The following is a 23,177-nucleotide window of genomic DNA, read 5'->3' as shown; positions in this document are numbered from 1 at the left end:
GCCACGCACGCTGCGCTCAGGACGCGATCGCCACGTCGCCGCGCAGCTGGCGCACATCGCGCGAAGGTGGCGCGCCGAAACAGCGCGCGTATTCGCGGCTGAACTGCGAGGGACTTTCATAGCCGACGCGGAAGCCCGCGGTCGCCGCATCCAGGCCTTCACCCAGCATCAGATTGCGCGCGGCCTGCAGCCGCAGCTGGTTGCGGTACTGCAAGGGCGACATCGCGGTGGCTTCGCGGAAATGCTGGTGGAACGTCGACGGGCTCATCCGCGCGGCGTCGGCCAGCGCCTGCACGCTGCACGGCGCGGCGTAGTGGGTCTTGAGCCAGGCGATCGCATGGCCGATGCGCGACAGGCGGCTGTCGGCGCTGGCGATGCGTCGCATCGTGTCGCCCTGGTCACCGCACAGCAGCCGGTACAGGAGTTCTCGTTCAATCAGTGGGGCCAGCGTGTCGATGTCGTCGGGCGTGTCCAGCAGGCGCAGCAGGCGGGTGGTCGCATCCAGCAGTTCCCGGGTGACGCGTCCCAGCACGAGACCCGCGCCGGGCTCCGGACGGGACGCGCCGGTCGCCGGTGCCGGCATCCGCAGCGCCAGTTCGCCCAGCACTTCGGGATCGAACACCAGCTGCACGCTCAGATAGGGCGCCTCGGGGCTGGCGGTGACCACCGTGCCCACGACCGGCAGCTCCACCGCGCACACCAGGCAGGTCGCCGGCTCGTAGACCAGGGTGCGCTCGCCGACCGTGACCTGCTTGCGGCCCTGCGCGACCAGGCACAGCGAGGCTTCGTAGACCGCATGCACGGGTTCGGTGGTGGCGCTGGATCGTATCAGCATGACCCGCGGCAGGCGGCAGGGCCGCAAGCCTTCGCCAGGTGCGTGGCGCGCGATCAGCGCGGCAATTTCCGAGGTGTCGAGCATGCAGGCGTTGTCCCATGGTGCGGCCGGAGCTGCAAGCGCCAAGAGGCCGACCCGGAGGATCGTGCAAGCAATCCGGCGGTCCGTGCTACCCCCGGACCGGGCCCCGATGGGACCGTGACACCAGGCCGGATGTCCGGCCCGCCACCCCAGGAGACACGCATGACTTCGCTCGCAGACAAGGTCATCCTCATCACCGGCGCCAGCAGCGGCATCGGCGCCGCCGCCGCGCGACTGCTGGCCGAAACCGGCGCCAAGGTCGTGCTGGGCGCACGCCGTCGCGACCGCCTCGACGCACTGGTCGCCGACATCGAAGGCAATGGCGGTACCGCCCGGGCGCACACGCTGGACGTCACCCGGCGCGAGGCCGTGCAGCAGTTCGTCGACGCTGCGGTCGCCGAGTTCGGCCGGGTCGACGTGATCGTCAACAACGCGGGCGTCATGCCCTTGTCGGCGCTGTCGGCCGGCAAGGTCGACGAATGGGACCGCATGGTCGACGTCAACATCAAGGGCGTGCTGTACGGCATCGCCGCCGCGCTGCCCGGCATGCGCAGCCGCGGCAGCGGTCACATCATCAACGTCGCCTCGACCGGCGGCCACACGGTGTCGCCGACGGCCGCGGTCTACTGCGCGACCAAGTACGCGGTGCGCGCGATCTCCGAAGGCCTGCGCCAGGAAGAGGACCGCGTGCGGGTGACGATCATCTCGCCCGGCGTGACCGAGTCCGAACTGGCCGACAGCATTTCCGATCCCACCGCGCGCGCAGGCATGGCGGACTATCGACGCGTCACCATCTCCCCCGATGCGGTGGCCCGCGCGATCCGGTTCGCGATCGAGCAGCCCGAGGACGTCGACACCAGCGAGATCCTCATCCGGCCGACGGCGGTGGCGTGGTGAGCGGCGGCGGACGTCGCGATACGGGCGCGCCGGCGCCGGCGTTGTCGGCGCAGCTGGTCGGCGCCCTCGGCATGACCGGTGCCCTGCTGCTGCACACGGGCAGCGCCGCGGCGCATGTCCCCCAGGCGCAGATGCCGGCGCAGGCATCGGACCGCGAGGCTGCCGGGCATCCCTATGTCGGCATGTGGGTCACCGCCGACGGCGTGATCCGTCACCAGTTGCTGGCGAACGGTCGCTACGACGAGGCCCGCGGCACCCGCGAAAGCGCCTACCGCGGCCGCTACGTCGTCGAGGGCAACCGGATCGATTACGTGGACGACACCGGATTCACCGCCGACGGCGTGTTCGTCAATGTCGACGAACTGCATCACGCCGGCATGGTGCTGTTCCGGCGCGCGCCGTGACGTCGTCCAGCGCGGGGCGACATCGGCCGCCAACCGCGAGTCGCCGCAGCGCATCTGCAACGCCGCTGCACACGCGCATTGAGTCCCGCGCCGCTGCGCGCGCCCTTCTTCTCATGCCCTCGAGGTGCCCCATGCATCATGCCCACCGACGCTCCATCCGCCGCCTGTCGTCCCTTCTGCTCGCACTCCTGCTCGCCTGCCCCCTCATCGCCTCCGCACAGACGCGCAGCGCGACCGAAACCCGCAACCACGCCCTGGTGACCGAGGCGTTCGACGCCTGGTCACGCGGCGACGGCCAGGTGTTCGACCTGCTGGCAGCGGACGTGGTGTGGACGATCAAGGGCTCCGGCCCCTCGGCGCAGACGCATCGCGGACGCCTGGCGTTTCTCGACGATGCGGTGGCGCCGTTCGCCGCCGCACTCGCCGCACCGCTGGTGCCGACCGTGCAGCGGATCTGGAGCGACGGTGACGACGTGCTGATCTACTGGGACGGCGCGACGGCGCTGCGCGACGGCACGCCGTACCGCAACAGCTATCTGTGGATCTTCACGATGCGCGATGGCGAGGTCGCCGAAGTCATCGCCTTCCTCGACCTGCCCGCCTACGACGCGGTGCTGCAGCGCGCGACTGCCCGGAACTGAGTCCGCACGGACCGCGCGGCGCTCAGGTGCCGCGCGTGTCGGGATGCGGCGTCGCGCGTGGCGGCGACGTGACGCCGCGTTCCGGCCGCGACGGACCGCGCGCCATCGATTCGAACACGCCATCGCGCCGCACCCAGGCATGGAACAGCGCAGCGGCGAGATGCATCAGCACGGTCGCGAACAGCAGCCGCGCCAGCCACGCATGCGCACTGCGCAACACCGTGTAGACGCCCGGGTCGTGTGGCGCGATCGCCGGCAGCGCGAAGCCGGACCACAGCACCACCGGATTGCCGGCGGCCGAGACCATCGCCCAGCCGATCAGCGGCATCGCGAACAGCAGTGCGTACAGCAGCCAGTGCGAGGCATGCGCGGCCAGCACCTGCCAGCGCGGCAGGTCCGCCGGCAGCGGCGGCGGCCGGTGCCGCAGACGATTGACCAGGCGCACGACCGCCAGCAGCAGGATCGCGATGCCGAGCGGGCGATGCAGGTCGAGCAGCGCGGGGCGCAGGGTCATCGACGCCACCATGGCAACGCCGACGAACAGCATGGCCAGCACCATCGCCGACATGCTCCAGTGCAGCAGCCGGGCGAGTCCGTTGAAATGCCGGGGTGCGGTCATGGCGCGTCCTCCGTGGCCGGTCGTTCGCCGGTGGTCGCTGGCGCGCCGCGGCCGCTGGCGATCTCACGCTCGCGGCGGTCGAACGAACTCGCATACACCGCCGCGCGTGCGGCGAGGATCGGGTCGTCGGACACGGCGACACCGGGCGGCAGCACGGTCGGATCGAAGTTCAGATCACGGCAGGGGCCCGTGGCCTGCGGCTCGGCGCGTTCGATGACGACCGTGCCGATCACCACCTGTTCGCGATCCTCCGGCCAGGGCGTCGAGGGATCGGCGCTGTCGTCACCGGCGCCGGCGACGGTCGCCACCATGTCCCAGCGCAGCGGCCCGGCGGCCAGACGCGTCTGCAACTCCTGCTGGAGGTAGTCGTCAGCGGCGGCCTCGCGCTGGGCCTGCGGCAGCTCGACGAACGGCGCCTGCGGGCGCATCGCCCAGCGCACCATGCGGCTGCCGCCATCGGCGTCCGCGAAGCGGAACGCGTGGATGCCGTTGTACTGCGTGTTGGCGAAGCTGTCCGACCACGGTGCGGACTTGGCCCAGGCAGCGAACTTCGCGCTCTCGGGATGCGCGGCCGCAAAGGCGGCCATGCGCGCCGGATCCGGCTTGCCGGTCGCGGGATCGGGCGCGGATGCGACCGTCTGCGCATGGAAGGCCTCGATCGAGCCGACACCGAAGAACGGAAAACTGTTCATCGCCATGCGCCATTCCTGGCCGTCGTCGCCCTTCAGCACCAGCGCCATGCTGCGCACGCGTGCCTGGGCATCCAGTCCGTAGGGCGAGCCGCCCCCGATCGACATCCGCCCGATGAGCGGCGTACGCTCCGGCGCCAGCACGCGCGCCTTCGACAGCGCGGCCGCGGCGGCACTGCCCTCGAAATGCCCGGCCACGCAGACGCCCTTGGCGTGCGCGCGGCGGAAGCCCGGATACGGCTGCGGCGACGTGGCTTCGATCGCATCGGTCATGCGCGCGGGCGTCAGCCGGTCGGGCGTCAGCCAGCCCGCGGTCCAGGCGAACAGCAAGGCCAGCGCGGCGATGATCGCGGCGATGGCGAGATAGGCCCCCAACGGGCGGACAGCCGGCGTGCGCGGCGGCGGATCGACGGAGGGCATCGTGGCGTCCCGGAGGTGGCTGCGGCCGAGCATACGCCCGCCGTGTCGTGGCGCGCGTCGCGTCCGTCACGCGCGGTGCCGTGCCCCGGACAACGGCTCAGACGTAGGCGATCCACTGCCGCAGCACGGCCTGCAGTGCGTCCGCGCGGGCGGTCAGCGCATCGCCGTCGGCGAGCGTCAGCGCGGCGCGCTCCGGGCCCAGCCAGACCAGCAGGCCATCGGGATCGTCGATCGCCACGCCACCCAGCGGCAGTGCGCGCGCCTTCGCGCCGAGATGCAGGATCAGATCGATGCCGCGCTTCGCGCGCAGATGCACCGTCGCGAAGTAGTCCTGGGTGCGGAAGCTGGGCGCGTTCCACTTCACGCCTTCGGCGATGGCCCGATCGGTGCCCAGGATCAGGACACGCAGGCGCTGGATCGTGTCGCGGTGCGGATGGTCGAGCGTCGCCATGAACGCGTCGACCGCGGCCGATGTGTCGGCCGGCGTGACGTGGCGGGCAGCGGTTTTCGTCATGCAGTGGCTCCCGGTGCGGAGAGTCCACAGCCTATGAGAACGGCCGTGCGCGTCGCTTCAACGCACGGCCGCTGATCCGGTCAGGGCTGGTAGCAGGCGCCCGAGGGATCGATCTCGATCTGGATCAGATCGCCCGCGCCGCCGCCCCAGACGTTGCCGCCGGTGAAGATCAGGCAGCCCTCGCCGCGGAACAGCGCCTGCAGGCGCGTCGCGTCGTTGCCGAAGTAGAACGGAATCCAGCGCTTGCCCGATTCGTAGGTGTGGAAGCGGTCCGGCGCGCGGTCCATCAGTTCCTGCACGTCCTGCATCGACATGCCGATCTCGAGCTGCGCGAACTTGCTGCCCTCGGCCGCCGTGCCGACGATCTCGCCGGTGAAGGAGCCGTCCTGCGACTGGACTTCGCGCGTCTGTCCGTCGTTCGCGGCCGTCGTGCCAGCCGCCCCCAATGCCAGCGCCAGTGCGGCGCCGAGTCCCCAGTTCTTCATTGCAATCCCCTGCATGCGCCGCCGGAATGGCGGCGGCGGGGCGGATGCTAGCAGGCGGCACCGGCCTTCCGAAGTCGCACGCGATCGCGCCCAGGCCACGGGCAGCTGCAGCCGGCAGGCAGCGCGGCGCGCGCAGTCCATGCGTTCGACTCCGAGGCGCATCGCTTACCCGGGTGCCTGCGGGTCCACCAGACTCTGCGCCGCCCCGTTGCTGCGCCCGATCTCGCCGACGGTCGTGACATCCACGCCCTCGATGCACGCGAGGTTGAAGCCGTATTCGTTCGGCGCGCTGCGGCGCTGGTGGTGCGTGTAAATGCCGCAGACGCTGCAGAACCAGTGCTTCGCGATCTTCGTATTCCACTGGTAGAGGCGCAGCACGTCCGCGCCGCGGGTCACGCGCAGGCGGTCGAGGGTCACACCGGCCATTACCGCGCCCTTGCGGCTGCACAGCGAGCAGTTGCAGCGGCGGATGTTCTCGAAGCCGTCGATCAGATCGACTTCGAACGCGACGGCCTTGCAGTGGCAGGTGCCGGTGACGGTGTGCATCGCAGGGTGGTCGTCTTTCTGGGGATCGCTCACTTCTTCAGACCCGCCACGACTTCCGACACGTTGAGGCCCAGCTCCAGCTGCAGGCGCACGTACTCGCGTTCCTTGCGCGACAGGCTGCGGCCCATTTCGATGCGCACGTCTTCCGCCTGCAGGATGCGGATGATCCGCGGCATCGCCGAGCCGATGGCATCCGGGCCGTAGCCGGCTTCGCGCAGCGCCGCGATGAGAAGGGCTTCAAGGTCCATGACACATCCAGATCGGGTTGGGGCGCGGTAGTGTGCGCCACCGGGTCCTCGCGCAGACATCGGCGCGTGTGACGCGCCTGCATCAGGTCGGCGCCAGCGCTGCCCGAAGCTTGAGTACCGTGCCCCAGTTGCGCGTCGTGAACGCGCGGCCGGCCTTGCCCAGCAGTGCGGGCGCGACCCGGCTTTCGAGCAGGCCGGCCGGACAGCTCAGGTAGCCGGCGTCGGCCGTGACGAAGAGCCGTTCCGGCGGGAGCGCCAACGGCTGCAGATCCTCCAGCAAGCGCAACGTCGCGGGATCCTGCGCGAACACCACGAGGCACCGCGCGTGGTCCGATTCGGCCGGCACCATCGGCGCCTGGCTGACGATGCGATCCAGCGCCGCCGCCGAGAGGACGATGACCGGGGTCGAGACACCCAGCTGCACGGACAGTCCGTCGGAGACGGTCTGCGCGAATGTCGCCGTCGCGCGCACCGGCGCGGTGACCACCGCATTGCCGCTGTTGAGCAGGGTGCGGATCTGCGTGCAGCCCAGGTCTTCGAGCAGCTGCTTGAACGCTGCCATGGGCACGCGATTGCCCTTGCCGACATTGACGCCACGCAGGAGGACGACGAAACGGGGCATGGCATCGAGCCTGCGGCTTGCGAATGACGACGCGCCAGCGTGCACCGGATGCGCGACTGCGTCGAGACCCGCAGGCGACCGTGCCGATGCCCCCCAACGCGCCGGCCGGGCCCGCGGAAGAAGCTGCGGCGTCCTACTCGCCTTCGGTGGATGACGTCGTCTGTAACGCATCCCACCGCAACAGCGCATCGAGCGCGGGACACAGCGCCTGGCACCAGTCGGTGAGGCGGTACTCCACCTTCGGCGGCACCTCCGGATATACCTGCCGCCGCACGATGCCGTCGCGTTCCAGCTGTCGCAGCTGCTGGGCCAGCATCTTCTGCGAGATGCCGGGCATCCGCCGTTCGAGATCGGAGTAGCGCTGCACCTGGCCACCGAACAGGTGAAACAGGATCAGCAGCTTCCAGCGGCCGCCAAGACGCTTGAAGACCGCTTCGACATCGGCCGCGGCGGTCTCGGGTGTGTAGGACTGCGTCATGGGGAAGCGACTTCCTGTTCCATTCCGTGTGTGCGACGGCAAATCGCTTCGCCGACTGTCTAGCTTGTGCGCAAGCGCAGCGCATGAGGCGCGAGGCGCGTGATGGAAGCTGGTGGGGCCCGCGAGTGATCTTGCTCAGCTTGGCGACTACTGCTTCGGCAGCGCGAACTCCCACACGCCGTTCGATATTTCGTCAGCGGAAAACTGCTTGTTCTGACCGCCAAATTTCGCCTCCCACACCGACAATGCGAGTTCGCAGCCGTGGTCGTCGGTGACGATTGCTCGCGCATCAATCACCCGCACCCAGTTCTTCACCCACACGTTCTCGCGTTCGAAATAGCGGACCAGTTGTGGATCGTCCGCGAGGCGCCAGTTCGTGACACCCGACTCCAGGCTGTGCTGCGTCTAGCTGACATCGCGCCGGACCAACGCGAGCGCTTCATGCGGAATGCCGTCCCAGGATTCAGCTTCACTCATGGGGACGTGCTCCGGCCAGACCGGTCCTTCGTCAGGCGCCTCCCAGGTCGTCAACCAGATCGTGCCGGCGCCGTCCTGCGCACATTTTGCGTATGCGAAGAACATCCCCTGGTTGATCATTGCGTTTGCGAACGCTTTCGCATCGCTCAGTGTGCCGATTCGGCCGGAGTGCCCGAAGTCCGCGTCGCTCCATACCCAGGCCAGCGGTCGCCCTTCGATATCACAGGCTCGGAACTCACAGGTCTGCAGCGCAGCGCACGCAGCTTCCAATCCCGACAAGAAGGACTCCCGGAAGTGATCGAAAAGTTCTGCGAACTTGTCGTCACCGCTTCTGTCATCGATGGTCATCTTCGGCGCCGCCCGCAGGGCTGAGTGAGTTTGCAAATGCTCCGGGCGGGCCGCCGTCCGCTTCCGGTGTCCGCATACTTACGGTGCGTCCTGCTCGAAACGCGTTGCACACACTGGGCCTGCGGCGAGCGCGTGCGCGCGAGGCGCGCGAACACGCGCCAGCGCCGAACACGTCCGGAAGCCTGGCGCCTGCTGCTGCTTCATTCCACGGAGCGCCAGGGGGCGGCAATTGCCGCACGCCGCTGGCGCTTGAGGCAAGTGCGCCTCGGGTCGACGGCGCTTCGAGCAGGATCGCAGGGATGCAACGCATGAAGCGTCCTTCTCGGTATAGATCCGCGGAGCGAAAGTTCAGCACGGCTGGACCGACGCGTCCAGCGCCCGACACAGTGCCTAGACCCGCTATCGTCCGCACCGCCTGCCAGACGCGCATCGGTGCAAAAATCCGGTCAACGCGTACGGGGCTTCGGGCCGGTAGCGGATGCAGGCGTCGCTGACACGGCGTGGCAGACCGTCCGTCGGATCGCCACCGGACTGCGGCAGCGACGGAACCAGCAGGTCTAGACTCGACATCGCGGCCTGCGGCACGCAGTGAAGAGAGGTACGCATATGCGCGTCTGGTATCTCACGGCAGTTCTGTTGATTCTCGGCCTGGCGCCGATGTCGGCGATGGCCTCGGACGACACGCCGCCGCCGCCATCGCAGGTCATGGCGATTCCGCCGGAGCTGCAGGATGCCCTGCGGCATGCGGTGTCCGATCGCAGCACGTCGCCACAGGCGCGGCTCGATCTGTTGATGACCTTCCTGTTCGATCCAGAAAGCGGCCTCGGGATGGCGTACGACCACACGGCGACGCTGACCGTCGAGCAGGCCTATCGCACGCGCAAGGCGAACTGCCTGACCTTCACGATGCTCACGCTGGCGCTCGCCCGCGAAGTCGGGCTCGAAGCGCAGGCCCACCACATCGACGAGGTGTTGTCGTGGCGGCAGGAGAACCTGCATCTCGTGCGCTCCAACCACGTCAACACGGGCGTGCGTGTGCAGCAGCGGCGCTACACGATCGATGTCGCGTCGAACGACATCCTGACGCGCACATCGCCCGATCCGATCAGCGACGACGTGTTGCTGGCCATGTACTACAGCAACCGCGCCATGGACTTCGCCATCGCCGGCAACTACCTCGACGCCGCACCGTACATGGCGATCTCGCTTGAACTGGATCCGGGATCACCGGGTGGGTTGAACAACGCGGGCGTCGTGGCCCTGCACAGCGGTGACATGCCGGGCGCGGAGCGCCATTACCGCGCCGCGCTCGCCCTTGAGTCCGATCACCTCGGCGCGCTGGCCAACCTGGCGCAGCTGTACGAACGCCAGGGTCACGCAGACCGTGCACAGCAGCTGCGCGCGCGCAGCGCGCGTGTGCTCGCGCGCGATCCGTTCCATCACTTCATGGCCGGTCATCAGGCCGAAGGGGCGGGCGACTATCGGACTGCCGTCGACCACTACCGTCGCGCGGTGCGACTCCTTCCGGCCGAACATCGCTTCCACTTCGCGCTCGCCCGCGTCCTGTTGCAACAGGGCGATACGCGCCAGGCGATCCGGGCGCTGACACAGGCGCGCAAGCGCGCAGACGCAGGCAGCGGCGCGTTCTACCAGGCGAAGCTCGATCTGCTGCTATCCGTAGCACGCCGATAGCATCGGCGCGGCAGATCGAGTGCACTGCGTGATTCCGGCCGCGTCGACGGACGGCGTTGCTCGGCGCGCAGCAACGGCCGCGTTGCGAACACATGTGTGGATCTTCTGCCGCTGCGTCACTCCGCCCTGCTTCGATGAGGATGCAACCTTCGCAGTCGCTGAGGCCTGATCATCTTTCCGCATCCCGGCATGAAACGAAACTGGTTTCTGTCCAGACATCGGTATTGCTAGATCGCCGCGGAGATCGGTACGTCTATATCCACTTCAAAATTTGCGCCGAGGAAGATCGATGCCATAGGCCCGCTCTCCGCCTGCCGGCACCACCAGCAGACTGACAAGCGTGCCGGGAAAGCCGAATATGAAAGCCACGGTCCGCCAGCCATAGCTTTGGCTGCCTTGCGCCCGCATTCCGGCGTAACTGATGTTCGCAAGAATCCAGATCGCGGAAACACCGGTTCCAACTGAAATCGGGGCAGTGTGCCCCGATGTACTCGCTGCGGCGGTCGGAGGGAGCGTCGCAATTGATCCAAGAACAAAACGCTTCAAACCTGCCATACCAACCTCAAGATCCACACCAAAGGTTCGCCCTGCGAAATGCGGATTAGCACCGCCATTTCTTGCCACTAGACGCTTTCAAGGCGACTCCGGTCAGGGCCGAGCCTCCGGCGGCATGTAACGTTGTCTCAGCATCGTTTCATAGGCATCACGCGTCCGGTCGCCCATCTCTTGGGCTGCCTCTGCGTCCCTGCAAACGCGAACCGGCCGGTTGGTGCCTACAGGCTTCTCTCGTGTGCAGACCTGCTTCCGCTCCTCCGGTTCCGCTTTTTGCTCAACATCGCTAGCGAACGCGAATTGCGTGCCAATCAACGCGGCTGCGCACAACACAATCTTCTTCATGATTCCCTCCAACAAAAGATTTTATGACTTCAGTATCGCTGGTGATCAACGTGGAAGTCCGGCAACGACTCCACATAGATTCAAGCAACTTGTCCGTCTCACACTAGAGGCGGCAAGTCGCAGCGCTGGCGCATCGATCAACCGGTCCTCATCTCAAAACAACAGCGAACGACGATAGGCACGCGCGATCTGCCTGGGTATATCTAACACTCTGCGCAAACCACGTCCAATCGCACCCAGCCGAACATTGCAATGCTTTTGATTTCCTGCCGGGCGATTCGCGATGGCGGAAATGCGCCGCCGGTACAACTGGGCTGCAGCTGTCGGTCGCTCACGCGTGATGCCCCGACCGCGGAATTTCTAGACGATTAGTGCGGGTCGCACTGCGATCCGACACTTCGCTGAATGGAGGAAGCCCAGAATACTGCCCGATGGCCACTGCCTCTTAAAAGCGCAAGTGTTTCGCCTAAGGATCTGGTCGGGCAATGCGCTGCGTCGTTCACCTGCTATCACTACGCACTCGCGACACCACATCATCGTGCCGCGCGTCGATCCTGTAGTGACTGTCGTTGTGCAGCAGCTCGCCGTCGTGGATGAGGTAGTGACCGCGATTGAGGCTGGTCATCCCGGGCTGCGGGACACCCCGGCCCTCGGTCTGGGCCTCGTACGGCATACGCGTGAATGTCGCGAAGAACCGTTTGCCGATTTGTGCGTCGAGTCCGCCGGATACCACGCAGCCCTGACGCGCATTGCAGAACGGACCCGCGGTGTAAAACCCCGCAGCAAACCGCGTGCGGAACGTCTGACCCGTCACGCAATCGCCCGCGTGGCAATGCATGGCCGTCCAGACCATCGTGCCGTCCATGCCGTCGGCGCCGCTTTCGAAGCGGAACGCGTCGAGCCGAGCATCGGCAACCACATCGGCGTGACGCATGTGGCCGACGATTTCGGCGGCGTCGACGATGCGGTAGGGATACGGTTCGGGTGCCACGGTCTGCGCAGGCTCGACCGCGTGCATGCAGCCGGCCAGTACCAACGACAGCATGACCAGCATGGCGGCTTGACGCGCGAGGCGCTGCCGACGCGGCGCGGCGAACTCAGTCACGGTCGCCGGCCATGTACTGCCCGTTTACCAGAATCTGCGCCTTGACGCGCAGCCGCGCGACGATCCGCACCTCGATCAGATCACTGGACGGATCGCCATGCACCAATCGTGCAGACAGCCAGGGCGTCCAGGCAGGTGCGAACAGACCCGCATTGCGGTCGCGGCAATCGCCGTCGATGTACAGGCGCGTGCCCCCGGTCCACGAGTTGACCACGCGGACGTCATGTCCGTTCACGCGGGTGCGCCATTCCTTCTGCGGCATTGCATGCTCCGTCTGCAGATGTCGCCGGACACTGTTGCGCATGTGGCGTACACGATTCAAGAAGACGGCCGCGAGCGTCTTCACGAGTGCGTTCGCGCGGCTAAGCGCTCATATCGAGTGCGCAACTGCTTGATCAGCCCGGGCGAAGATCTAGGCGAGAAGCGGATCTGTCTCCCTCAGCCTCTCAATCAAGCTCGCCCGACGCTATCGTCTGCCTGTCGACCAGACTTTCCACCAAGGCTTCTTGCTGTCCCGTCGAGTTGATTCGGGCGTGGTATCAGGTCGGGGCATGGGCGACGCTAACAGCGAAGCGCGACCCGGCGTCAGCATGTGGTGGATGCCGGCCGCTTTCAGCTTGCCGTGCAGGATCTGCCTGCCCTCGGCGCGTGCCTCGACGACATAGGCCAGCTCGTCCGGCGTCAGAATCTGGACCGCTGCGAAGATGATCTCTCCGCCGGGAAACTCGACAGTCTTCGAGATCTGCGGATGCTCAACGCCGATCATGATGCCGACCTCGCCAGCTTCGTTCTGATACGCGTGCAGACCGCAGTCGTCCGCGTACAACCCTATTGTGATGACCCCATGCATCCTCACGAATTCGGCCATCCGACCGGAGCACGCCGCCTGCTGCGCGGTGGCGTAGACAAGCTGGAACAGATCGGTCTGTGAGACTTCGCCGCCGATCAGGTCTTGTGTCTCCGCATAGATCTCGATGCCGAAGCCGGTATTCGGTTCGTCGATGTCATCGAACGGATCCGAGAGTCCATTGGAGGCGACGATCGTGTTCGAACCCCGGCGAATGACGCTGAACGCCTGTCGCAGCGCAGGCCACATCGGTCCTCCCATGAAGGCGGGGTTGATTGCATGCGCGATGACATCGGGCTCCACGTGGCCTACAGACGCGTAGAACGCGTCTCGGGCGGCGCAGGTTGCGTCGAACATCTCTTCCGTCATTCCAGGGGACCTCTCGTGTCTACAGAATCAGTCGGGGCGGTCAGGTGAGCCGGGTACGCACCCCCGGTAGCAGGATCGATTCGACGCAACGGTCAACTGTGGTTACCTCGAAGGATCGTAGGCCTGCCTGCTCGCATCCCAGTGCAGCGCATGGTCCTCGACAGCGACATTCCAGTCACAGCCGCGCAGCGCGGCGCGAATTTCCGACAGACACGCGCACCAGTGCTGCAGCCCGATCCAGAGTGCGTCTTCCTCGTTGTCGGGGAGCTTCGTCGATCCGGAGAACACCGTGGCTTTCCTGAAAAGCCCTGCAGACTCGGCGTTCAAAGTGAAATGGAAGGACTCCCAGTTGAGTCCTTGGCCGGTGGCGAGGAGGCGCTCGATCTTGTCGTCGACGGAATACCGGCTGACGATCGCGGAGACAGCGGCTTGCTCTGTCGCATCGACGGCTGATCTGCGTTTCGCGGTGGAGTAGATGGAGATCGACAAGGTGCCTCCCGGGCAACCGGTATTCGAATCGACAGCGCTACGACCTGACATGCGAAACGCAGCGACGCCAACACACGCAGCTGTAGTCCGCGAGACGACCTGGATCAGATGTCTCTCGCGGCGTCGTCCCGTTGCGTGATTCGCCAACGCATGAGCGCGCAGACGGCACGATACCCCTATGTGTGGAGCGCCTGCGTCACTCCGATCGCAAGACCGGCAGAGAGCAGCCAGATCGCGCCGCGCTTGAGCAGCGCCGCATTGAGGGTGCCTGCAGTGGCCATCTGATTGGGGCCGAAGCCCACAACGAACGCGTGCGCCGGCAGCGCCACGGCCAAGAGGAAGGCGACGATCATCAGCATGGTGTCGTCCGCCAGCCGCAGCCAGAACGCCGACATCGCGGTGCCTGCGACGATACCCGCCAGGGCGGCCGTGATGGGGGTGGGCGTCAGTTTCAAGGTATCCGGACCACTCGCTTCAGAACCGCAAGTCTAAGGGAACGCATCTTCTGCATCCGCAATCGCGTGCGATTCGGGTCTCGACGTCTGGCGCCTGCGTCCATCTTCCGTCGCGACGATGAGAAGTAGTGAATCCGGCACTGCTGTCCCGGCACGCGAATCTCATCTACGGGTCGAGTGCTGTAGCGGCCGCGTCAGAAAAGCAGTGTGCCGATGACGAAGACGGCTGGAATGGAGAGCAAGCCGTAAGCCACCAGGGTTGCGCGATAGGCCGACGTGTTCGGAACAAGTCGCTTACGCCAGGTCCGCATCGCCAACGCGACCACCACCAGCGCCGGGAGAAAGAGCAGTGCCGACAGGTATCCGGCGTTCCCCTCGAAGGTCGATGCGCCCGCGCTGTAGGGGACGAAAAACGCGATCGCACCTGCCACTGTCACCGCGGCCAGCACTGCACAACATCGATGTATGACGCCTGCTTTCATAGGAACTCGTAGATGACGTAGAGCCGAGCCTTTTGCAGTTGACGCACAGAGCGCCGCTTCCACAGGAACTAAGTGAACCTGACCCCGTTATTCGCAAGAAGCACAGGGCCGCGGCCACCGGAAGCACGCTACGAATGGATATGCGGGTAATCTCTTTCGAGCGCTGATGTCGTTCCATGATGTCTGCCTCGTGAAGCCTGTTTGAGAATTCTGCCCGGATCGAACGAAGCGCTCAATGCACAGAAACCGCCGTCCGGTTGCATGACAGGACAGTGGAACCGTCATCCTCGCGCCGCTTCGATTCCTGGCCCGCACGAGAAGCGGCCCAGGTCAGACTGACCCCGTTACCTGCGCGTAATCGTCTCCCGCAGACGACCGATCGGAATGCCGAACAGTCTGACCACGCCCATGTTGTCGATCGTGCGCCCGTCCGCAGACAGCACCAGTTCCTGGTGCATGAACACCGGTCCTTTGACCCTATAGCGCAGCGACAAGCGGGGTCCCGAGACCGTCGCCTTGACCGGCCCTGCAGCGTCGCTGAGCGTTGCCGCGTAGTGGTCTTCCGCGGTGCGCGTCATGACCCAGAATCGTGACTGCGGCGCTTCGCCAGCGAAGGTGATGGTCTGATCCAGACGAAACGATCCGTCGCTCTGTTCGGCGCCGTCGCTGGTGACATGAAATGCGCGCGGCTTGCGGAAGACGAATTTCAGCGTGCCGCGACCTTCGCTTTCACCACCGAATCCAGCGCTTGGCGTGAACTCGACGGGCGCCTGCGCTGCTGCCATCGGACACGCCAGGGTCGCCGCAGTGAACAGCGCAAGGCACAGCCATTTCAGTGTTCTCGTCACACCTGAAGCCTGCTCGGAACGGACACGCATTGTGGAGTCAAAGCGAACACTGCTTGCGTCTGACGTGACCCGCACAGGCAGATGCGGCTGGCGGCATCCATATCGAAGCCGGGTACAACTGATCAGTCGCCGCACTGACCGAGGCTTCTGGCGAAGAGATCCGTTATCGGATCGCCTGCATCACCCCGATTGCTAGGGCCGCCGCGAGCAACCAGACCACGCCGCGCGTGATGAAGGCTTTGTCGACAGCGCCTCCGCCAACCGTCTGATTGGGCCCGAAGCCCACAACGAACGCGTGCGCCGGCAGGGCAACGGCCAGCAGGAAGGCGACGATCATCAGCATGGTGTCGTCCGCCAGTCGCAGCCAGAACGCCGACATCGCTGTGCCTGCGACGATGCCTGCAAGGGCCGCCGTGATGGGTGTGGGCGTCAGTTTCAAGGTATCCGGACCACTCGCTTCAGAACCGCAAGTCTAAGGGAACGCGTCTTCTGCAATCGCAACGAGCTGCAATTCGGGTGTCGACGACTGGCGCCTGCGTCCATCTTCCGTCGCGACGACGAGAAGAAGTGAATCCGGCTCCGTTCTCCGGCACGTCAATCTCGTCTACGGATCGAGCGCGTTCGGACGACTGCTGCAGTGGCAGCGTCAGAAGAGCAGTGTGCCGATGGCGAAGGCGGCCGGAATCGACAGCACACCGTAAGTCACCAGCGTTGCGCGATAGGCCGACGTGTTCGGGACAAGTCGCTTCCCCCAGGCCCGCATCGACAGCGCCACTACCACCAGCGCCGGGAGAAACAGCAGTGCCGACAGGTAGCCGGAGCTCCCTTCGAACGTCGATGCGCCCGCGATGTAGGGAACGAAGAACGCGATCGCACCTGCCACTGTCACCGCGGCCAGCACTGCACAACATCGATGTATGACGCCTGCTTTCATAGGAAACTTGTAGATAACGTAGGGCCGAGCCTTTTGCAGTTGACGCACAGAGCGCCGCTTCCACAGGAACTAAGTGAACCTGACCCCGTTATTCCCGGCAGGCGGTTGCAAGCCGCGCAGCCCACGCCACCGCTGCCTCGCGTGACGGAAGCTCGAGCACCGCGAAGCCACCATCGAGTTCGGGACCGGATGGATAGCCGCCTTCAGCAACGGTGCCATCGCCCGACACGCGCACCACCGGCGCGCCCGCATCGATGCCGCCGCCGAACACGTAGACGCCGGCCGCCTTCGCCGCTTCGATGACGGCATGCGAATCGCGGCTGGCGCGTTCCAGCGCGTCGTTGCGCACCACCATCGCGGCGGCAGGGAAGGAGATCAGGTATTTGGTCATCGGGATCCACCTATCGGAAGACCGGCGTAGCTGCGGGAGATGAGCCTGGCGCCGTCACCTGCCCGGATCGCAAGCATTCGGACACCTGTTTCAGGCGCTACGTCAGAACAGCAGCGTGCCGATGAAGAACACGGCCGGAATCGCCAGCAGACCGTAAGCAATCCGGGTGGCGCGATAGGTCGACGTGTTCGGGACAAGTCGCTTACCCCAAGCCCGCATTGCCAACGCGACCACCACCAGCGCAGGAAGAAAGAGCAGTGCCGACAGGTACCCGGCGCTCCCTTCGAACGTCGATGCGCCCGCGAAATAGGGGACAAGGAACGCAATCGCACCTGCCATTGTCACCGCGGCCAGCACTGCAAAACATCGATGTATGGCGCCTGCTTTCATTGGTTCTTGTACATGACCGAGCACCGCGCCTTGCACAATTGATGCAGAGCGCGACGCTTCCATAACAATTAAGTGAACCTGACCCCGTTATTTGTTGCGTCGGCTTGAACGAATAGTTAGAGGGGGGGCTCTGAGATGAAGTCAACGAAGGCGTCTCCGAGCTCGGTGGTCCGTTTCCCGGCTAGCCCCTGCCCGGTCATCATCACTTGAAGCCCAACATCATCCAGAAGGCCTCGCGCGACGAGATCATTCCATACCTGTCCGTAAGCCTGTCGCTTGCCCTTGAGGTTCGGCATCCCTTGCTCAATGACGGACGACAACGCGCCCATCATTACGTTAGATGTTTTTGGAGGCGTCTGGAAGAACTTGAGTAGCTGTACGTGAAGCGTTGAGAAGGCGTCGATGTACTCAAGAAATATCTGCTGTAGAGATTCTTCGGGGGCCTTGCCAGAAGCAATGTTGAACAAGGCATTGCGAAGAGCCTCTCGCTTCTCTTGACGGTGTGTGCGGATAGCCATCTGCGAAGCATGCAACACTGCTGAAACAAACTCTTCATTCTCGCTGAGCTGCCCGATGTCAACACCGCGGCTTTCCAGTTCGATCAGCTTCTCACCAACGTATCCCATCCATTCAACGCGACGCTTCTCGATAGGCGGCTGCACGATGTGTTGGAAAAGCTCAGCACCGGGACCCCCAATCATTGGAATCGCCGATATTCCAGCTTTAGCCAAGGCGTAGGCGGTGTCGCCTCTGCTGGATTTCGGTGGCTGCAGTTTGTCAGAAGCCATGATGTTTCCTGAGCGCTCTAAAACCAGAGTTCAGCCGCGTTGTAGCGGGCTGAGGATCAAGTGGCAAGCTCTAACTGCCGCTTGGGCCACACAGCGATGCAACGCCGGCGGCAACGACTCGTTAGGCCCTAATGGTCTCCTACTGAAGGCAGGCTTCCTGAGTCCAACTCACCACCTCCACCCCGCCACAACTTTAGGTCGAGATGGACGCGTGCAACTTTTAGCTCGAGCGCCCATCTGGAGGCCACTTCTTGATACGCATTGCTAGTTTCGTGGTCTAGTCCGATGACGGACTGCCATCGGGGTAGCTTCCCCCCAGAGCGCTCGCGAAGTCTTTTGGCAGTATGGCTATCGAGTGGAACCTCCAACCAGCATTCAATCTTTTCAAGGCCGTGCGCGGCACACATGTAGCGGTTATACAAGCAGTTCCTGAGGTAGATGTTTAGGAACTTTCTCGAGCTACCCCAGTGTCTCCCGCCTTCGGGTAGAGATTTCATGAGTTCGTCCGTGACCCCGTCGAGAGCTCGCGCGAAAGATGCTCGGCTCTTCCGTACGATCCGCTGAAGATCAATGCTTCGCAAACTTCCAGCTGCGCACGCGGCCGTGCCAGGCGGTCCCATCCGTCTGACGGTGGACGCACCTACCGAAGTACTGCTTAGGTTGAAGCGCAGGTGTTCTAAGAACTCGTCATCCATGGCGGGGGCTAACGCTTGAATTAGGCCGTGCCGCGAAGCGGCGTCGGCTTGAATGAATTGTTAGGGCGAGACCCGGACACTTGCGAACGCATCAGCCCATACCGTTTGGAGATGAGGTGGGGTAACAATGAGCCATGTGCAGGCGACTGTGGTGAATGCCTCAATGAGTTGGACTGGCTCGGCGAACGTGGCTGTTGGACGCGTAACACGGAGCACTTCGTGCATTGGCTCTAACTCGCCGAAGTTGAGATCCGGCTCCAGCGTGTGCCCGAACTTGTTTCTCACGCCGTTGAGTTTGACGATGCCGGGTTTGACAAAAGCTATGGCGTGGCCTTCGCTCGGCAACAGTTGAACCTTCTGGAAGAAGCCTAGCTTTGCATCTTTCAGACTAGAAGTCTTGAAGTGCGTTGCAAGAAATCTATCGAGATAGTTCTCAACAATAAGATGGCACTTCAAGACACGACCGATTAGGTCATGGTCGTGAGCTAGGAGCGACTTGAAGCGCTCGTTCTCGCGCTCAAAGTTCTCCTCGATCTCCGGCACGTGAGGCCGAATCTTTTGGACGACTTCGTCGATGCCTTCAATATCGCGCATAGCCCATTTCGCGCTCTAACGGCTGAGTTAAGCCGCGCCGCGGAGCGGCGTCGGCTTGAATGAATTACTAGACGTTTTACGAGTGCGCACCCCAATTTCTCGTAACAAACCAATCCGGCTGCCAAGTGACAAACTCGGAAGGGTCGAATTGATCATCTAGAACTTCAATTGAGATGACCTGGTCTGGCAATAGACTTAGAACGTGATTTTTCTGGTCGCTCTCATAGTCCCAGGAGTGAAAACGATCATCCTTGTTGTGGGCGCGTCGGCTCGGCCCAAAGTCCATCGGAGCGCAGACCCGAGACAAGGGGGCTGCATCTTCCTTGGAGTGAAAAGTGATACGGACTTTGTTGAGCGAGTGAATGGCACCGACGAATTGCTTTTCCATGCAGTTCTCCTTGGTGGTGGTAAACACGTCTAACGTCTGAATTAAGCCGTGCCTCGAAGCGGCATAGGCTTGAATGAGTTGTTAGGCCTCAGCATGTCGAAGTGCACGCACAATTTGAGGCCCAAAGAATCTTTGGTAGTAGATCACCAAATGCCCATGCGAATGTGCCAAAAATAGCGGATATGTTTGCGAAGTGAGTGTAGGCCTGGTCGCGAGTTAGGCCCCAGCGCCACGCTTCCTCAAAACGATCTTTATTTACATGGATATATCCATGGATAAAAACGGACAGGCCAACTAACGTGCCGCCGATACGAGGAAGCCAGCAGATTTCAGGCCAAACCGCACCCAGAAAAATTGAGAGCGAAAATGCCGAAAGCACTGTGGCAGTTGAAAGAACGGCTGGATACGTCCGGTAGCTCAACATGAAGCCTAACGCCCGAATTAAGCCGACTCGCGAAGCGGGTGCGGCTTGAATGAATTGTTAGCGTGCACCAAGCAGGTCAACGCGGGCGCGGACCACGAGGTCTTGGAGGTGGTGCAGGGCGGGGTGTAGGCGCTTCCCTCTCGCAGCAGCACTGATGCCCACAACTGGGGCAAGTGCAAAGCCAGAGGCAGGATGGCATACCGCGAGGCGGCCTTCTCTCCTCGCAATCTTCAGGCCCCAACTGTGTGCTGCATTCCGGGCAGAAACGATCATCACCGTCTACGCCTTCACACTCTGACTTCCGATCTTCCTGATTCACTATGAGCTCTCCTTGCGCGCCTAACTAGTATTAGACCCCGGATGCGGGGTGTTGCACCCGATTATGGCGCGTCGGCGTGTCTCCTGCCACGCAGCAAAATTTCATAGAGGATCAGTCGCTTGCGCCGCTCCTGCCTGTAGCCCTACGAAATCCAATGCCGCGTTATGCGGCATCCCGATATCCAGCGCGTTATCAAGCGTTTTCGTCGCATAACGCAGAGATCGATTTACGCGCACAGAAGAAAGGCGGCCCAGGGGCCGCCTTTCTGGATGCTTCATCTCAGTGCACGCAGGCACGCATCGCCCCTCACTTCAACCCACGATGCTCCAACAACGGCTCCACGCTCGGCTCCTTGCCGCGGAACTCGCGGTACGCCACCGCCAGATCCTGCGAATGACCGATCGACAGAATCTTGTCGCGAAAGATCTGACCGTTCTCGCGGGTCAGACCGCCGTTTTCGCGGAACCACTGGAAGGCGTCGTGGTCGAGGACTTCGGCACCGAAGTAGGCGTAGTAACCGGCCGCGTAGCCGCCACCCCAAATGTGGCTGAAGTAACTCGTGCGGTAGCGCGGGGGCACGGCGGCGAGGTCGACCTTGTACTGGGTCAGTGCCTGCTTCTCGAAGGCGTCGACATCCTGCTGGGCATCGCCCGCGGGCAGGGTGTGCCAGGCGAGGTCGAGCAGGGCGGCCGAGAGGTATTCGGTGGTCGCGTAGCCCTGGTTGAAAGTGCGCGCGGTGACGATCTTGTCGACCAACTCCTGCGGCATGGCTTCGCCGGTCTGGTAGTGCTTGGCGTAGTTGGCGAAGACCTTGGGGTCGAGCGCCCAGTGCTCGTTGAACTGCGAGGGGAACTCGACGAAGTCGCGCGGGGTGTTGGTGCCGGCGACGGACGGATACGTCGTGTTTGAGAAGAAGCCGTGCAGGGCGTGGCCGAACTCGTGGAACAGGGTGGTCACGTCATCGAAGCTCAGCAGTGCGGGCTGGCCGGCGGCGGGCTTGGTGAAGTTCTCGACGTTGTAGACGACGGGAATCGTGCCGGTCAGGCCGTTCTGCTCGACGAAGTTGCCCATCCATGCGCCACCCTGCTTGCTGTCGCGCTTGAAGGGGTCGAGATAGAACAGGGCGAGCTGCTTGCCGTCGGCATCGAAGATGTCGAACACGCGCACGTCGGGATGGTAGACGGGGATGTCTTTCCGCTCCTTGGCGGTGATGCCGTAGAGCTGGTTGGCGGCGAAAAACACACCGTCGTTGAGCACGCGGTCGAGCTCGAAGTAGGGCTTGATCTGCGATTCGTCGAGATCGAACTCGGCCTTGCGGACCTGCTCGGCGTAGAAATCCCAATCGGCGGCGCCGGCGGTGAAGCCGCCGTTCTGCGCATCGACCACGCCCTGGATCTTGGCGAGCTCGGCGCGCGCGCGCGCGGTGGCGGCGGGCACGGTGTCGGTGAGCAGCTTGAGCGCGGCTTCCGGCGTGCCGGCCATCTGGTCGGCGATGCTGTAGGCGGCGTAGTTCGGGAAGCCGAGCAGCTGGGCCTGGCGCGCGCGCAGTTCGGCGAGGCGCTGGATGGTGGCGCGGGTGTCGTTGCCGTCGCCGTGTTCGGTGCGGCCGGTAGACGCGGCGAGCACGCGCTCGCGCAAGGCGCGGTTCTTCAGCGAGGCGAGCACCGGCTGCTGCGTGGTGTTCTGCAGGCTCAACAGCCACTGGCCTTCTTTGCCCGCGGCCTTGGCGGCATCGGCGGCGGCGGCGATCGCGCCTTCATCCAGACCGTCGAGTTCGGCGACATCGGTGACGAACACGCCGCCGGCGTTGTTGGCGGCCAGCAGCTTGTTGCCGAACGCGGTGGACAGCGTGGACGACTCGGAATTCAGCTTGCGCAGTTCGGCCTTGTCGGCGTCGTTGAGCAGGGCGCCGGCGCGGACGAAATTGTCGTGGGTGTGTTCGACGACGGTGGTCTGCTCGGGCGTGAGGCCCAGCGTGGCGCGCTGGTCGTAGATGGTCTTGACGCGCGCGAACAGTGCCGGATCCAGATAGATCGCGTCGCTGTGCTCGGCGAGCTTGGGCGCCAGCGCTTCCTCGGCGGCCTGCAGGGTCTCGTTGGTGTGCGCGCCGGTCAGCATGAAGAACACGTTGGCCGAACGGGTCAGCAGTTCGCCGCTGCGCTCCATGGCCTCGAGGGTGTTCTCGAAGGTCGGGGCTTCAGGGTTGTCGGCGATCGTGCGGATCTCGGCCAGGTGCTGCTTCATGCCCTCTTCGATGGCCGGCTGGTAGTCGGCGTTCTTGAGCTTGTCGAAGGGCGGGGCCTGGAACGGCAGCGTGCTGGCGGCGAACAGGGCGTTCTGCGCCGGCGCGGCGGTGGCGGTGTCAGTGGCGGGCATCGTGGACTCGGGGGCAGTGCGATCGCCGCAGGCGACGAGGGCCAGCGCGATCGCGGACGACAGGAGCAGAGGACGCAACATGGGTGGCAACTCCGGGAAAGGCAACGAAGTGACGGCGTCGGTCGCGGCATGCGGCCCGCCAGCCGCGCAGCGTGCGCCTGTCCCGGGCGCTTGGATATGTGCCGTTGGTTGGCCGGTTCAGTGTCGGGTGCGCCGGGTGTGCACGGCTTGCCCGGTCAGCTGCCCGCGTGTGGTGCGTCGCGGATGCCGGCCGGGCGGCGCACGTGGCGGATGCGATGCATTGGCGGTGCGGGTGCAGGCGCGATCAGGGCGAAGCGGATCGCTGCGGAGCAGCCTCGAACGCGGCGCGCGTGCGGTTTCGGCGGCCGC

The 23,177-nt window shown here is 64.4% G+C and carries 32 protein-coding genes; 4 read left to right on the top strand and 28 right to left on the bottom strand.

The window, feature by feature from the left end; genetic code table 11:
• Positions 1 to 16: 16 nt before the first annotated feature.
• Positions 17 to 919: an AraC family transcriptional regulator gene (locus AC3A5K_RS14715; protein WP_487618300.1), complete on the bottom strand. Its 903-nt coding sequence runs from the start codon at positions 917 to 919 to the stop codon at positions 17 to 19.
• A gap of 159 nt (positions 920 to 1,078) precedes the next feature.
• Between AC3A5K_RS14715 and AC3A5K_RS14710 the strand changes: the two genes are divergently transcribed.
• The 3 genes from AC3A5K_RS14710 (at position 1,079) to AC3A5K_RS14700 (ending at position 2,858) form a co-directional block, all read left to right on the top strand.
• Positions 1,079 to 1,813: an SDR family oxidoreductase gene (locus AC3A5K_RS14710; protein WP_487618299.1), complete on the top strand. Its 735-nt coding sequence runs from the start codon at positions 1,079 to 1,081 to the stop codon at positions 1,811 to 1,813.
• A gap of 71 nt (positions 1,814 to 1,884) precedes the next feature.
• Positions 1,885 to 2,217 carry an Atu4866 domain-containing protein gene (locus AC3A5K_RS14705; protein WP_487618451.1) on the top strand — a complete coding sequence of 111 codons (333 nt, stop codon included), beginning with the start codon at positions 1,885 to 1,887 and terminating at the stop codon, positions 2,215 to 2,217.
• 131 nt (positions 2,218 to 2,348) lie between these two features.
• On the top strand, positions 2,349 to 2,858 hold the full coding sequence (locus AC3A5K_RS14700; protein WP_487618298.1) for a nuclear transport factor 2 family protein: 510 nt from the start codon (positions 2,349 to 2,351) through the stop codon (positions 2,856 to 2,858).
• Between the two features lie 22 nt (positions 2,859 to 2,880).
• Here the strand turns inward: AC3A5K_RS14700 and AC3A5K_RS14695 are convergent, their stop codons facing one another.
• The 10 genes from AC3A5K_RS14695 to AC3A5K_RS14650 form a co-directional block, all read right to left on the bottom strand.
• Positions 2,881 to 3,477 carry a cytochrome b gene (locus tag AC3A5K_RS14695; protein WP_487618297.1) on the bottom strand — a complete coding sequence of 199 codons (597 nt, stop codon included), beginning with the start codon at positions 3,475 to 3,477 and terminating at the stop codon, positions 2,881 to 2,883.
• Positions 3,474 to 4,586: a catalase family peroxidase gene (locus AC3A5K_RS14690; RefSeq protein WP_487618296.1), complete on the bottom strand. Its 1,113-nt coding sequence runs from the start codon at positions 4,584 to 4,586 to the stop codon at positions 3,474 to 3,476. The genes AC3A5K_RS14695 and AC3A5K_RS14690 overlap by 4 nt, the downstream gene beginning before the upstream one ends.
• 97 nt (positions 4,587 to 4,683) lie before the next feature.
• Positions 4,684 to 5,100, bottom strand: coding sequence for a DUF1801 domain-containing protein (locus AC3A5K_RS14685; RefSeq protein WP_487618295.1), 417 nt, complete (start codon positions 5,098 to 5,100; stop codon positions 4,684 to 4,686).
• An 80-nt stretch (positions 5,101 to 5,180) separates the two neighbouring features.
• Positions 5,181 to 5,585 carry a hypothetical protein gene (locus AC3A5K_RS14680; RefSeq protein WP_487618294.1) on the bottom strand — a complete coding sequence of 135 codons (405 nt, stop codon included), beginning with the start codon at positions 5,583 to 5,585 and terminating at the stop codon, positions 5,181 to 5,183.
• A gap of 165 nt (positions 5,586 to 5,750) precedes the next feature.
• A complete protein-coding gene (locus tag AC3A5K_RS14675) occupies positions 5,751 to 6,131 on the bottom strand; it encodes a GFA family protein (RefSeq protein ID WP_487618293.1) in 381 nt (126 codons plus the stop codon).
• A gap of 29 nt (positions 6,132 to 6,160) precedes the next feature.
• A complete protein-coding gene (locus AC3A5K_RS14670) occupies positions 6,161 to 6,379 on the bottom strand; it encodes a polyprenyl synthetase (RefSeq protein ID WP_487618292.1) in 219 nt (72 codons plus the stop codon).
• 82 nt (positions 6,380 to 6,461) lie between these two features.
• Positions 6,462 to 7,001, bottom strand: coding sequence for a DUF1697 domain-containing protein (locus tag AC3A5K_RS14665; RefSeq protein ID WP_487618291.1), 540 nt, complete (start codon positions 6,999 to 7,001; stop codon positions 6,462 to 6,464).
• A gap of 133 nt (positions 7,002 to 7,134) precedes the next feature.
• Positions 7,135 to 7,479, bottom strand: coding sequence for a winged helix-turn-helix transcriptional regulator (locus AC3A5K_RS14660; protein WP_487618290.1), 345 nt, complete (start codon positions 7,477 to 7,479; stop codon positions 7,135 to 7,137).
• Positions 7,480 to 7,626: 147 nt separating this feature from the next.
• Positions 7,627 to 7,794, bottom strand: coding sequence for a hypothetical protein (locus tag AC3A5K_RS14655; RefSeq protein ID WP_487618289.1), 168 nt, complete (start codon positions 7,792 to 7,794; stop codon positions 7,627 to 7,629).
• A 90-nt stretch (positions 7,795 to 7,884) separates the two neighbouring features.
• On the bottom strand, positions 7,885 to 8,304 hold the full coding sequence (locus tag AC3A5K_RS14650) for a hypothetical protein (RefSeq protein ID WP_487618288.1): 420 nt from the start codon (positions 8,302 to 8,304) through the stop codon (positions 7,885 to 7,887).
• A 606-nt stretch (positions 8,305 to 8,910) separates the two neighbouring features.
• Between AC3A5K_RS14650 and AC3A5K_RS14645 the strand changes: the two genes are divergently transcribed.
• On the top strand, positions 8,911 to 9,996 hold the full coding sequence (locus AC3A5K_RS14645; protein WP_487618287.1) for a tetratricopeptide repeat protein: 1,086 nt from the start codon (positions 8,911 to 8,913) through the stop codon (positions 9,994 to 9,996).
• A gap of 264 nt (positions 9,997 to 10,260) precedes the next feature.
• Here the strand turns inward: AC3A5K_RS14645 and AC3A5K_RS14640 are convergent, their stop codons facing one another.
• The 17 genes from AC3A5K_RS14640 to dcp form a co-directional block, all read right to left on the bottom strand.
• Entirely contained in the window at positions 10,261 to 10,551 is a 291-nt protein-coding gene (locus AC3A5K_RS14640) for a hypothetical protein (RefSeq protein ID WP_487618286.1), read from the bottom strand.
• A 93-nt stretch (positions 10,552 to 10,644) separates the two neighbouring features.
• Positions 10,645 to 10,893 (bottom strand): hypothetical protein, encoded by a 249-nt coding sequence (locus AC3A5K_RS14635; RefSeq protein WP_487618285.1) that lies wholly within the window; start codon positions 10,891 to 10,893, stop codon positions 10,645 to 10,647.
• A gap of 499 nt (positions 10,894 to 11,392) precedes the next feature.
• Positions 11,393 to 11,998 (bottom strand): hypothetical protein, encoded by a 606-nt coding sequence (locus tag AC3A5K_RS14630; RefSeq protein WP_487618284.1) that lies wholly within the window; start codon positions 11,996 to 11,998, stop codon positions 11,393 to 11,395.
• Entirely contained in the window at positions 11,991 to 12,344 is a 354-nt protein-coding gene (locus tag AC3A5K_RS14625; RefSeq protein ID WP_487618283.1) for a hypothetical protein, read from the bottom strand. The genes AC3A5K_RS14630 and AC3A5K_RS14625 overlap by 8 nt, the downstream gene beginning before the upstream one ends.
• 120 nt (positions 12,345 to 12,464) lie before the next feature.
• A complete protein-coding gene (locus tag AC3A5K_RS14620) occupies positions 12,465 to 13,214 on the bottom strand; it encodes a hypothetical protein (protein WP_487618282.1) in 750 nt (249 codons plus the stop codon).
• A 102-nt stretch (positions 13,215 to 13,316) separates the two neighbouring features.
• Complete coding sequence (locus tag AC3A5K_RS14615) at positions 13,317 to 13,703, bottom strand: hypothetical protein (RefSeq protein WP_394002681.1); 387 nt, start codon at positions 13,701 to 13,703, stop codon at positions 13,317 to 13,319.
• A gap of 176 nt (positions 13,704 to 13,879) precedes the next feature.
• The gene (locus AC3A5K_RS14610) at positions 13,880 to 14,158 is read right to left on the bottom strand and encodes a hypothetical protein (RefSeq protein ID WP_487618281.1); all 279 of its coding nucleotides are present in this window, start codon (positions 14,156 to 14,158) and stop codon (positions 13,880 to 13,882) included.
• Positions 14,159 to 14,352: 194 nt separating this feature from the next.
• Complete coding sequence (locus AC3A5K_RS14605) at positions 14,353 to 14,640, bottom strand: hypothetical protein (RefSeq protein WP_487618280.1); 288 nt, start codon at positions 14,638 to 14,640, stop codon at positions 14,353 to 14,355.
• Positions 14,641 to 14,984: 344 nt separating this feature from the next.
• The gene (locus tag AC3A5K_RS14600; protein WP_487618279.1) at positions 14,985 to 15,518 is read right to left on the bottom strand and encodes a DUF3833 family protein; all 534 of its coding nucleotides are present in this window, start codon (positions 15,516 to 15,518) and stop codon (positions 14,985 to 14,987) included.
• A 133-nt stretch (positions 15,519 to 15,651) separates the two neighbouring features.
• A complete protein-coding gene (locus tag AC3A5K_RS14595; protein ID WP_487618278.1) occupies positions 15,652 to 15,927 on the bottom strand; it encodes a hypothetical protein in 276 nt (91 codons plus the stop codon).
• Between the two features lie 207 nt (positions 15,928 to 16,134).
• Complete coding sequence (locus AC3A5K_RS14590; protein ID WP_487618277.1) at positions 16,135 to 16,422, bottom strand: hypothetical protein; 288 nt, start codon at positions 16,420 to 16,422, stop codon at positions 16,135 to 16,137.
• Positions 16,423 to 16,510: 88 nt separating this feature from the next.
• Positions 16,511 to 16,813, bottom strand: a complete 303-nt coding sequence (locus tag AC3A5K_RS14585; RefSeq protein WP_487618276.1) for a YciI family protein — start codon at positions 16,811 to 16,813, stop codon at positions 16,511 to 16,513.
• Positions 16,814 to 16,915: 102 nt separating this feature from the next.
• Positions 16,916 to 17,203: a hypothetical protein gene (locus AC3A5K_RS14580; protein ID WP_487618275.1), complete on the bottom strand. Its 288-nt coding sequence runs from the start codon at positions 17,201 to 17,203 to the stop codon at positions 16,916 to 16,918.
• Between the two features lie 116 nt (positions 17,204 to 17,319).
• Complete coding sequence (locus AC3A5K_RS14575) at positions 17,320 to 17,991, bottom strand: hypothetical protein (RefSeq protein WP_487618274.1); 672 nt, start codon at positions 17,989 to 17,991, stop codon at positions 17,320 to 17,322.
• A gap of 755 nt (positions 17,992 to 18,746) precedes the next feature.
• Entirely contained in the window at positions 18,747 to 19,280 is a 534-nt protein-coding gene (locus AC3A5K_RS14570) for a hypothetical protein (protein ID WP_487618273.1), read from the bottom strand.
• Between the two features lie 76 nt (positions 19,281 to 19,356).
• On the bottom strand, positions 19,357 to 19,668 hold the full coding sequence (locus AC3A5K_RS14565) for a hypothetical protein (protein ID WP_487618272.1): 312 nt from the start codon (positions 19,666 to 19,668) through the stop codon (positions 19,357 to 19,359).
• Positions 19,669 to 20,717: 1,049 nt separating this feature from the next.
• Positions 20,718 to 22,868: a peptidyl-dipeptidase Dcp gene (dcp, locus tag AC3A5K_RS14560; RefSeq protein WP_487618271.1), complete on the bottom strand. Its 2,151-nt coding sequence runs from the start codon at positions 22,866 to 22,868 to the stop codon at positions 20,718 to 20,720.
• Positions 22,869 to 23,177 lie beyond the last annotated feature (309 nt).

It is taken from the genome of Luteimonas sp. Soil_C_5, from assembly GCF_057656615.1.
The sequence above is the reverse complement of the archived record's forward strand: the minus strand, read 5'-3'. Positions and strand labels throughout refer to the sequence as shown.

What these genes read in the sequence shown, in the direction of transcription:
- AC3A5K_RS14690 (WP_487618296.1), bottom strand. Translation starts at nt 4,586, where the DNA reads ATGCCCTCCGTCGATCCGCCGCCGCGCACGCCGGCTGTCCGCCCGTTG.
- AC3A5K_RS14645 (WP_487618287.1), top strand. Translation starts at nt 8,911, where the DNA reads ATGCGCGTCTGGTATCTCACGGCAGTTCTGTTGATTCTCGGCCTGGCG.
- AC3A5K_RS14710 (WP_487618299.1), top strand. Translation starts at nt 1,079, where the DNA reads ATGACTTCGCTCGCAGACAAGGTCATCCTCATCACCGGCGCCAGCAGC.
- AC3A5K_RS14695 (WP_487618297.1), bottom strand. Translation starts at nt 3,477, where the DNA reads ATGACCGCACCCCGGCATTTCAACGGACTCGCCCGGCTGCTGCACTGG.
- AC3A5K_RS14640 (WP_487618286.1), bottom strand. Translation starts at nt 10,551, where the DNA reads ATGGCAGGTTTGAAGCGTTTTGTTCTTGGATCAATTGCGACGCTCCCT.
- AC3A5K_RS14605 (WP_487618280.1), bottom strand. Translation starts at nt 14,640, where the DNA reads ATGAAAGCAGGCGTCATACATCGATGTTGTGCAGTGCTGGCCGCGGTG.
- AC3A5K_RS14715 (WP_487618300.1), bottom strand. Translation starts at nt 919, where the DNA reads ATGCTCGACACCTCGGAAATTGCCGCGCTGATCGCGCGCCACGCACCT.
- AC3A5K_RS14675 (WP_487618293.1), bottom strand. Translation starts at nt 6,131, where the DNA reads ATGCACACCGTCACCGGCACCTGCCACTGCAAGGCCGTCGCGTTCGAA.
- AC3A5K_RS14565 (WP_487618272.1), bottom strand. Translation starts at nt 19,668, where the DNA reads ATGGAAAAGCAATTCGTCGGTGCCATTCACTCGCTCAACAAAGTCCGT.
- AC3A5K_RS14665 (WP_487618291.1), bottom strand. Translation starts at nt 7,001, where the DNA reads ATGCCCCGTTTCGTCGTCCTCCTGCGTGGCGTCAATGTCGGCAAGGGC.
- AC3A5K_RS14575 (WP_487618274.1), bottom strand. Translation starts at nt 17,991, where the DNA reads ATGGCTTCTGACAAACTGCAGCCACCGAAATCCAGCAGAGGCGACACC.
- AC3A5K_RS14660 (WP_487618290.1), bottom strand. Translation starts at nt 7,479, where the DNA reads ATGACGCAGTCCTACACACCCGAGACCGCCGCGGCCGATGTCGAAGCG.
- AC3A5K_RS14580 (WP_487618275.1), bottom strand. Translation starts at nt 17,203, where the DNA reads ATGAAAGCAGGCGCCATACATCGATGTTTTGCAGTGCTGGCCGCGGTG.
- AC3A5K_RS14570 (WP_487618273.1), bottom strand. Translation starts at nt 19,280, where the DNA reads ATGCGCGATATTGAAGGCATCGACGAAGTCGTCCAAAAGATTCGGCCT.
- AC3A5K_RS14590 (WP_487618277.1), bottom strand. Translation starts at nt 16,422, where the DNA reads ATGAAAGCAGGCGTCATACATCGATGTTGTGCAGTGCTGGCCGCGGTG.
- AC3A5K_RS14680 (WP_487618294.1), bottom strand. Translation starts at nt 5,585, where the DNA reads ATGAAGAACTGGGGACTCGGCGCCGCACTGGCGCTGGCATTGGGGGCG.
- AC3A5K_RS14585 (WP_487618276.1), bottom strand. Translation starts at nt 16,813, where the DNA reads ATGACCAAATACCTGATCTCCTTCCCTGCCGCCGCGATGGTGGTGCGC.
- AC3A5K_RS14705 (WP_487618451.1), top strand. Translation starts at nt 1,885, where the DNA reads ATGACCGGTGCCCTGCTGCTGCACACGGGCAGCGCCGCGGCGCATGTC.
- dcp (WP_487618271.1), bottom strand. Translation starts at nt 22,868, where the DNA reads ATGTTGCGTCCTCTGCTCCTGTCGTCCGCGATCGCGCTGGCCCTCGTC.
- AC3A5K_RS14620 (WP_487618282.1), bottom strand. Translation starts at nt 13,214, where the DNA reads ATGACGGAAGAGATGTTCGACGCAACCTGCGCCGCCCGAGACGCGTTC.
- AC3A5K_RS14650 (WP_487618288.1), bottom strand. Translation starts at nt 8,304, where the DNA reads ATGACCATCGATGACAGAAGCGGTGACGACAAGTTCGCAGAACTTTTC.
- AC3A5K_RS14635 (WP_487618285.1), bottom strand. Translation starts at nt 10,893, where the DNA reads ATGAAGAAGATTGTGTTGTGCGCAGCCGCGTTGATTGGCACGCAATTC.
- AC3A5K_RS14600 (WP_487618279.1), bottom strand. Translation starts at nt 15,518, where the DNA reads ATGCGTGTCCGTTCCGAGCAGGCTTCAGGTGTGACGAGAACACTGAAA.
- AC3A5K_RS14685 (WP_487618295.1), bottom strand. Translation starts at nt 5,100, where the DNA reads ATGACGAAAACCGCTGCCCGCCACGTCACGCCGGCCGACACATCGGCC.
- AC3A5K_RS14700 (WP_487618298.1), top strand. Translation starts at nt 2,349, where the DNA reads ATGCATCATGCCCACCGACGCTCCATCCGCCGCCTGTCGTCCCTTCTG.
- AC3A5K_RS14670 (WP_487618292.1), bottom strand. Translation starts at nt 6,379, where the DNA reads ATGGACCTTGAAGCCCTTCTCATCGCGGCGCTGCGCGAAGCCGGCTAC.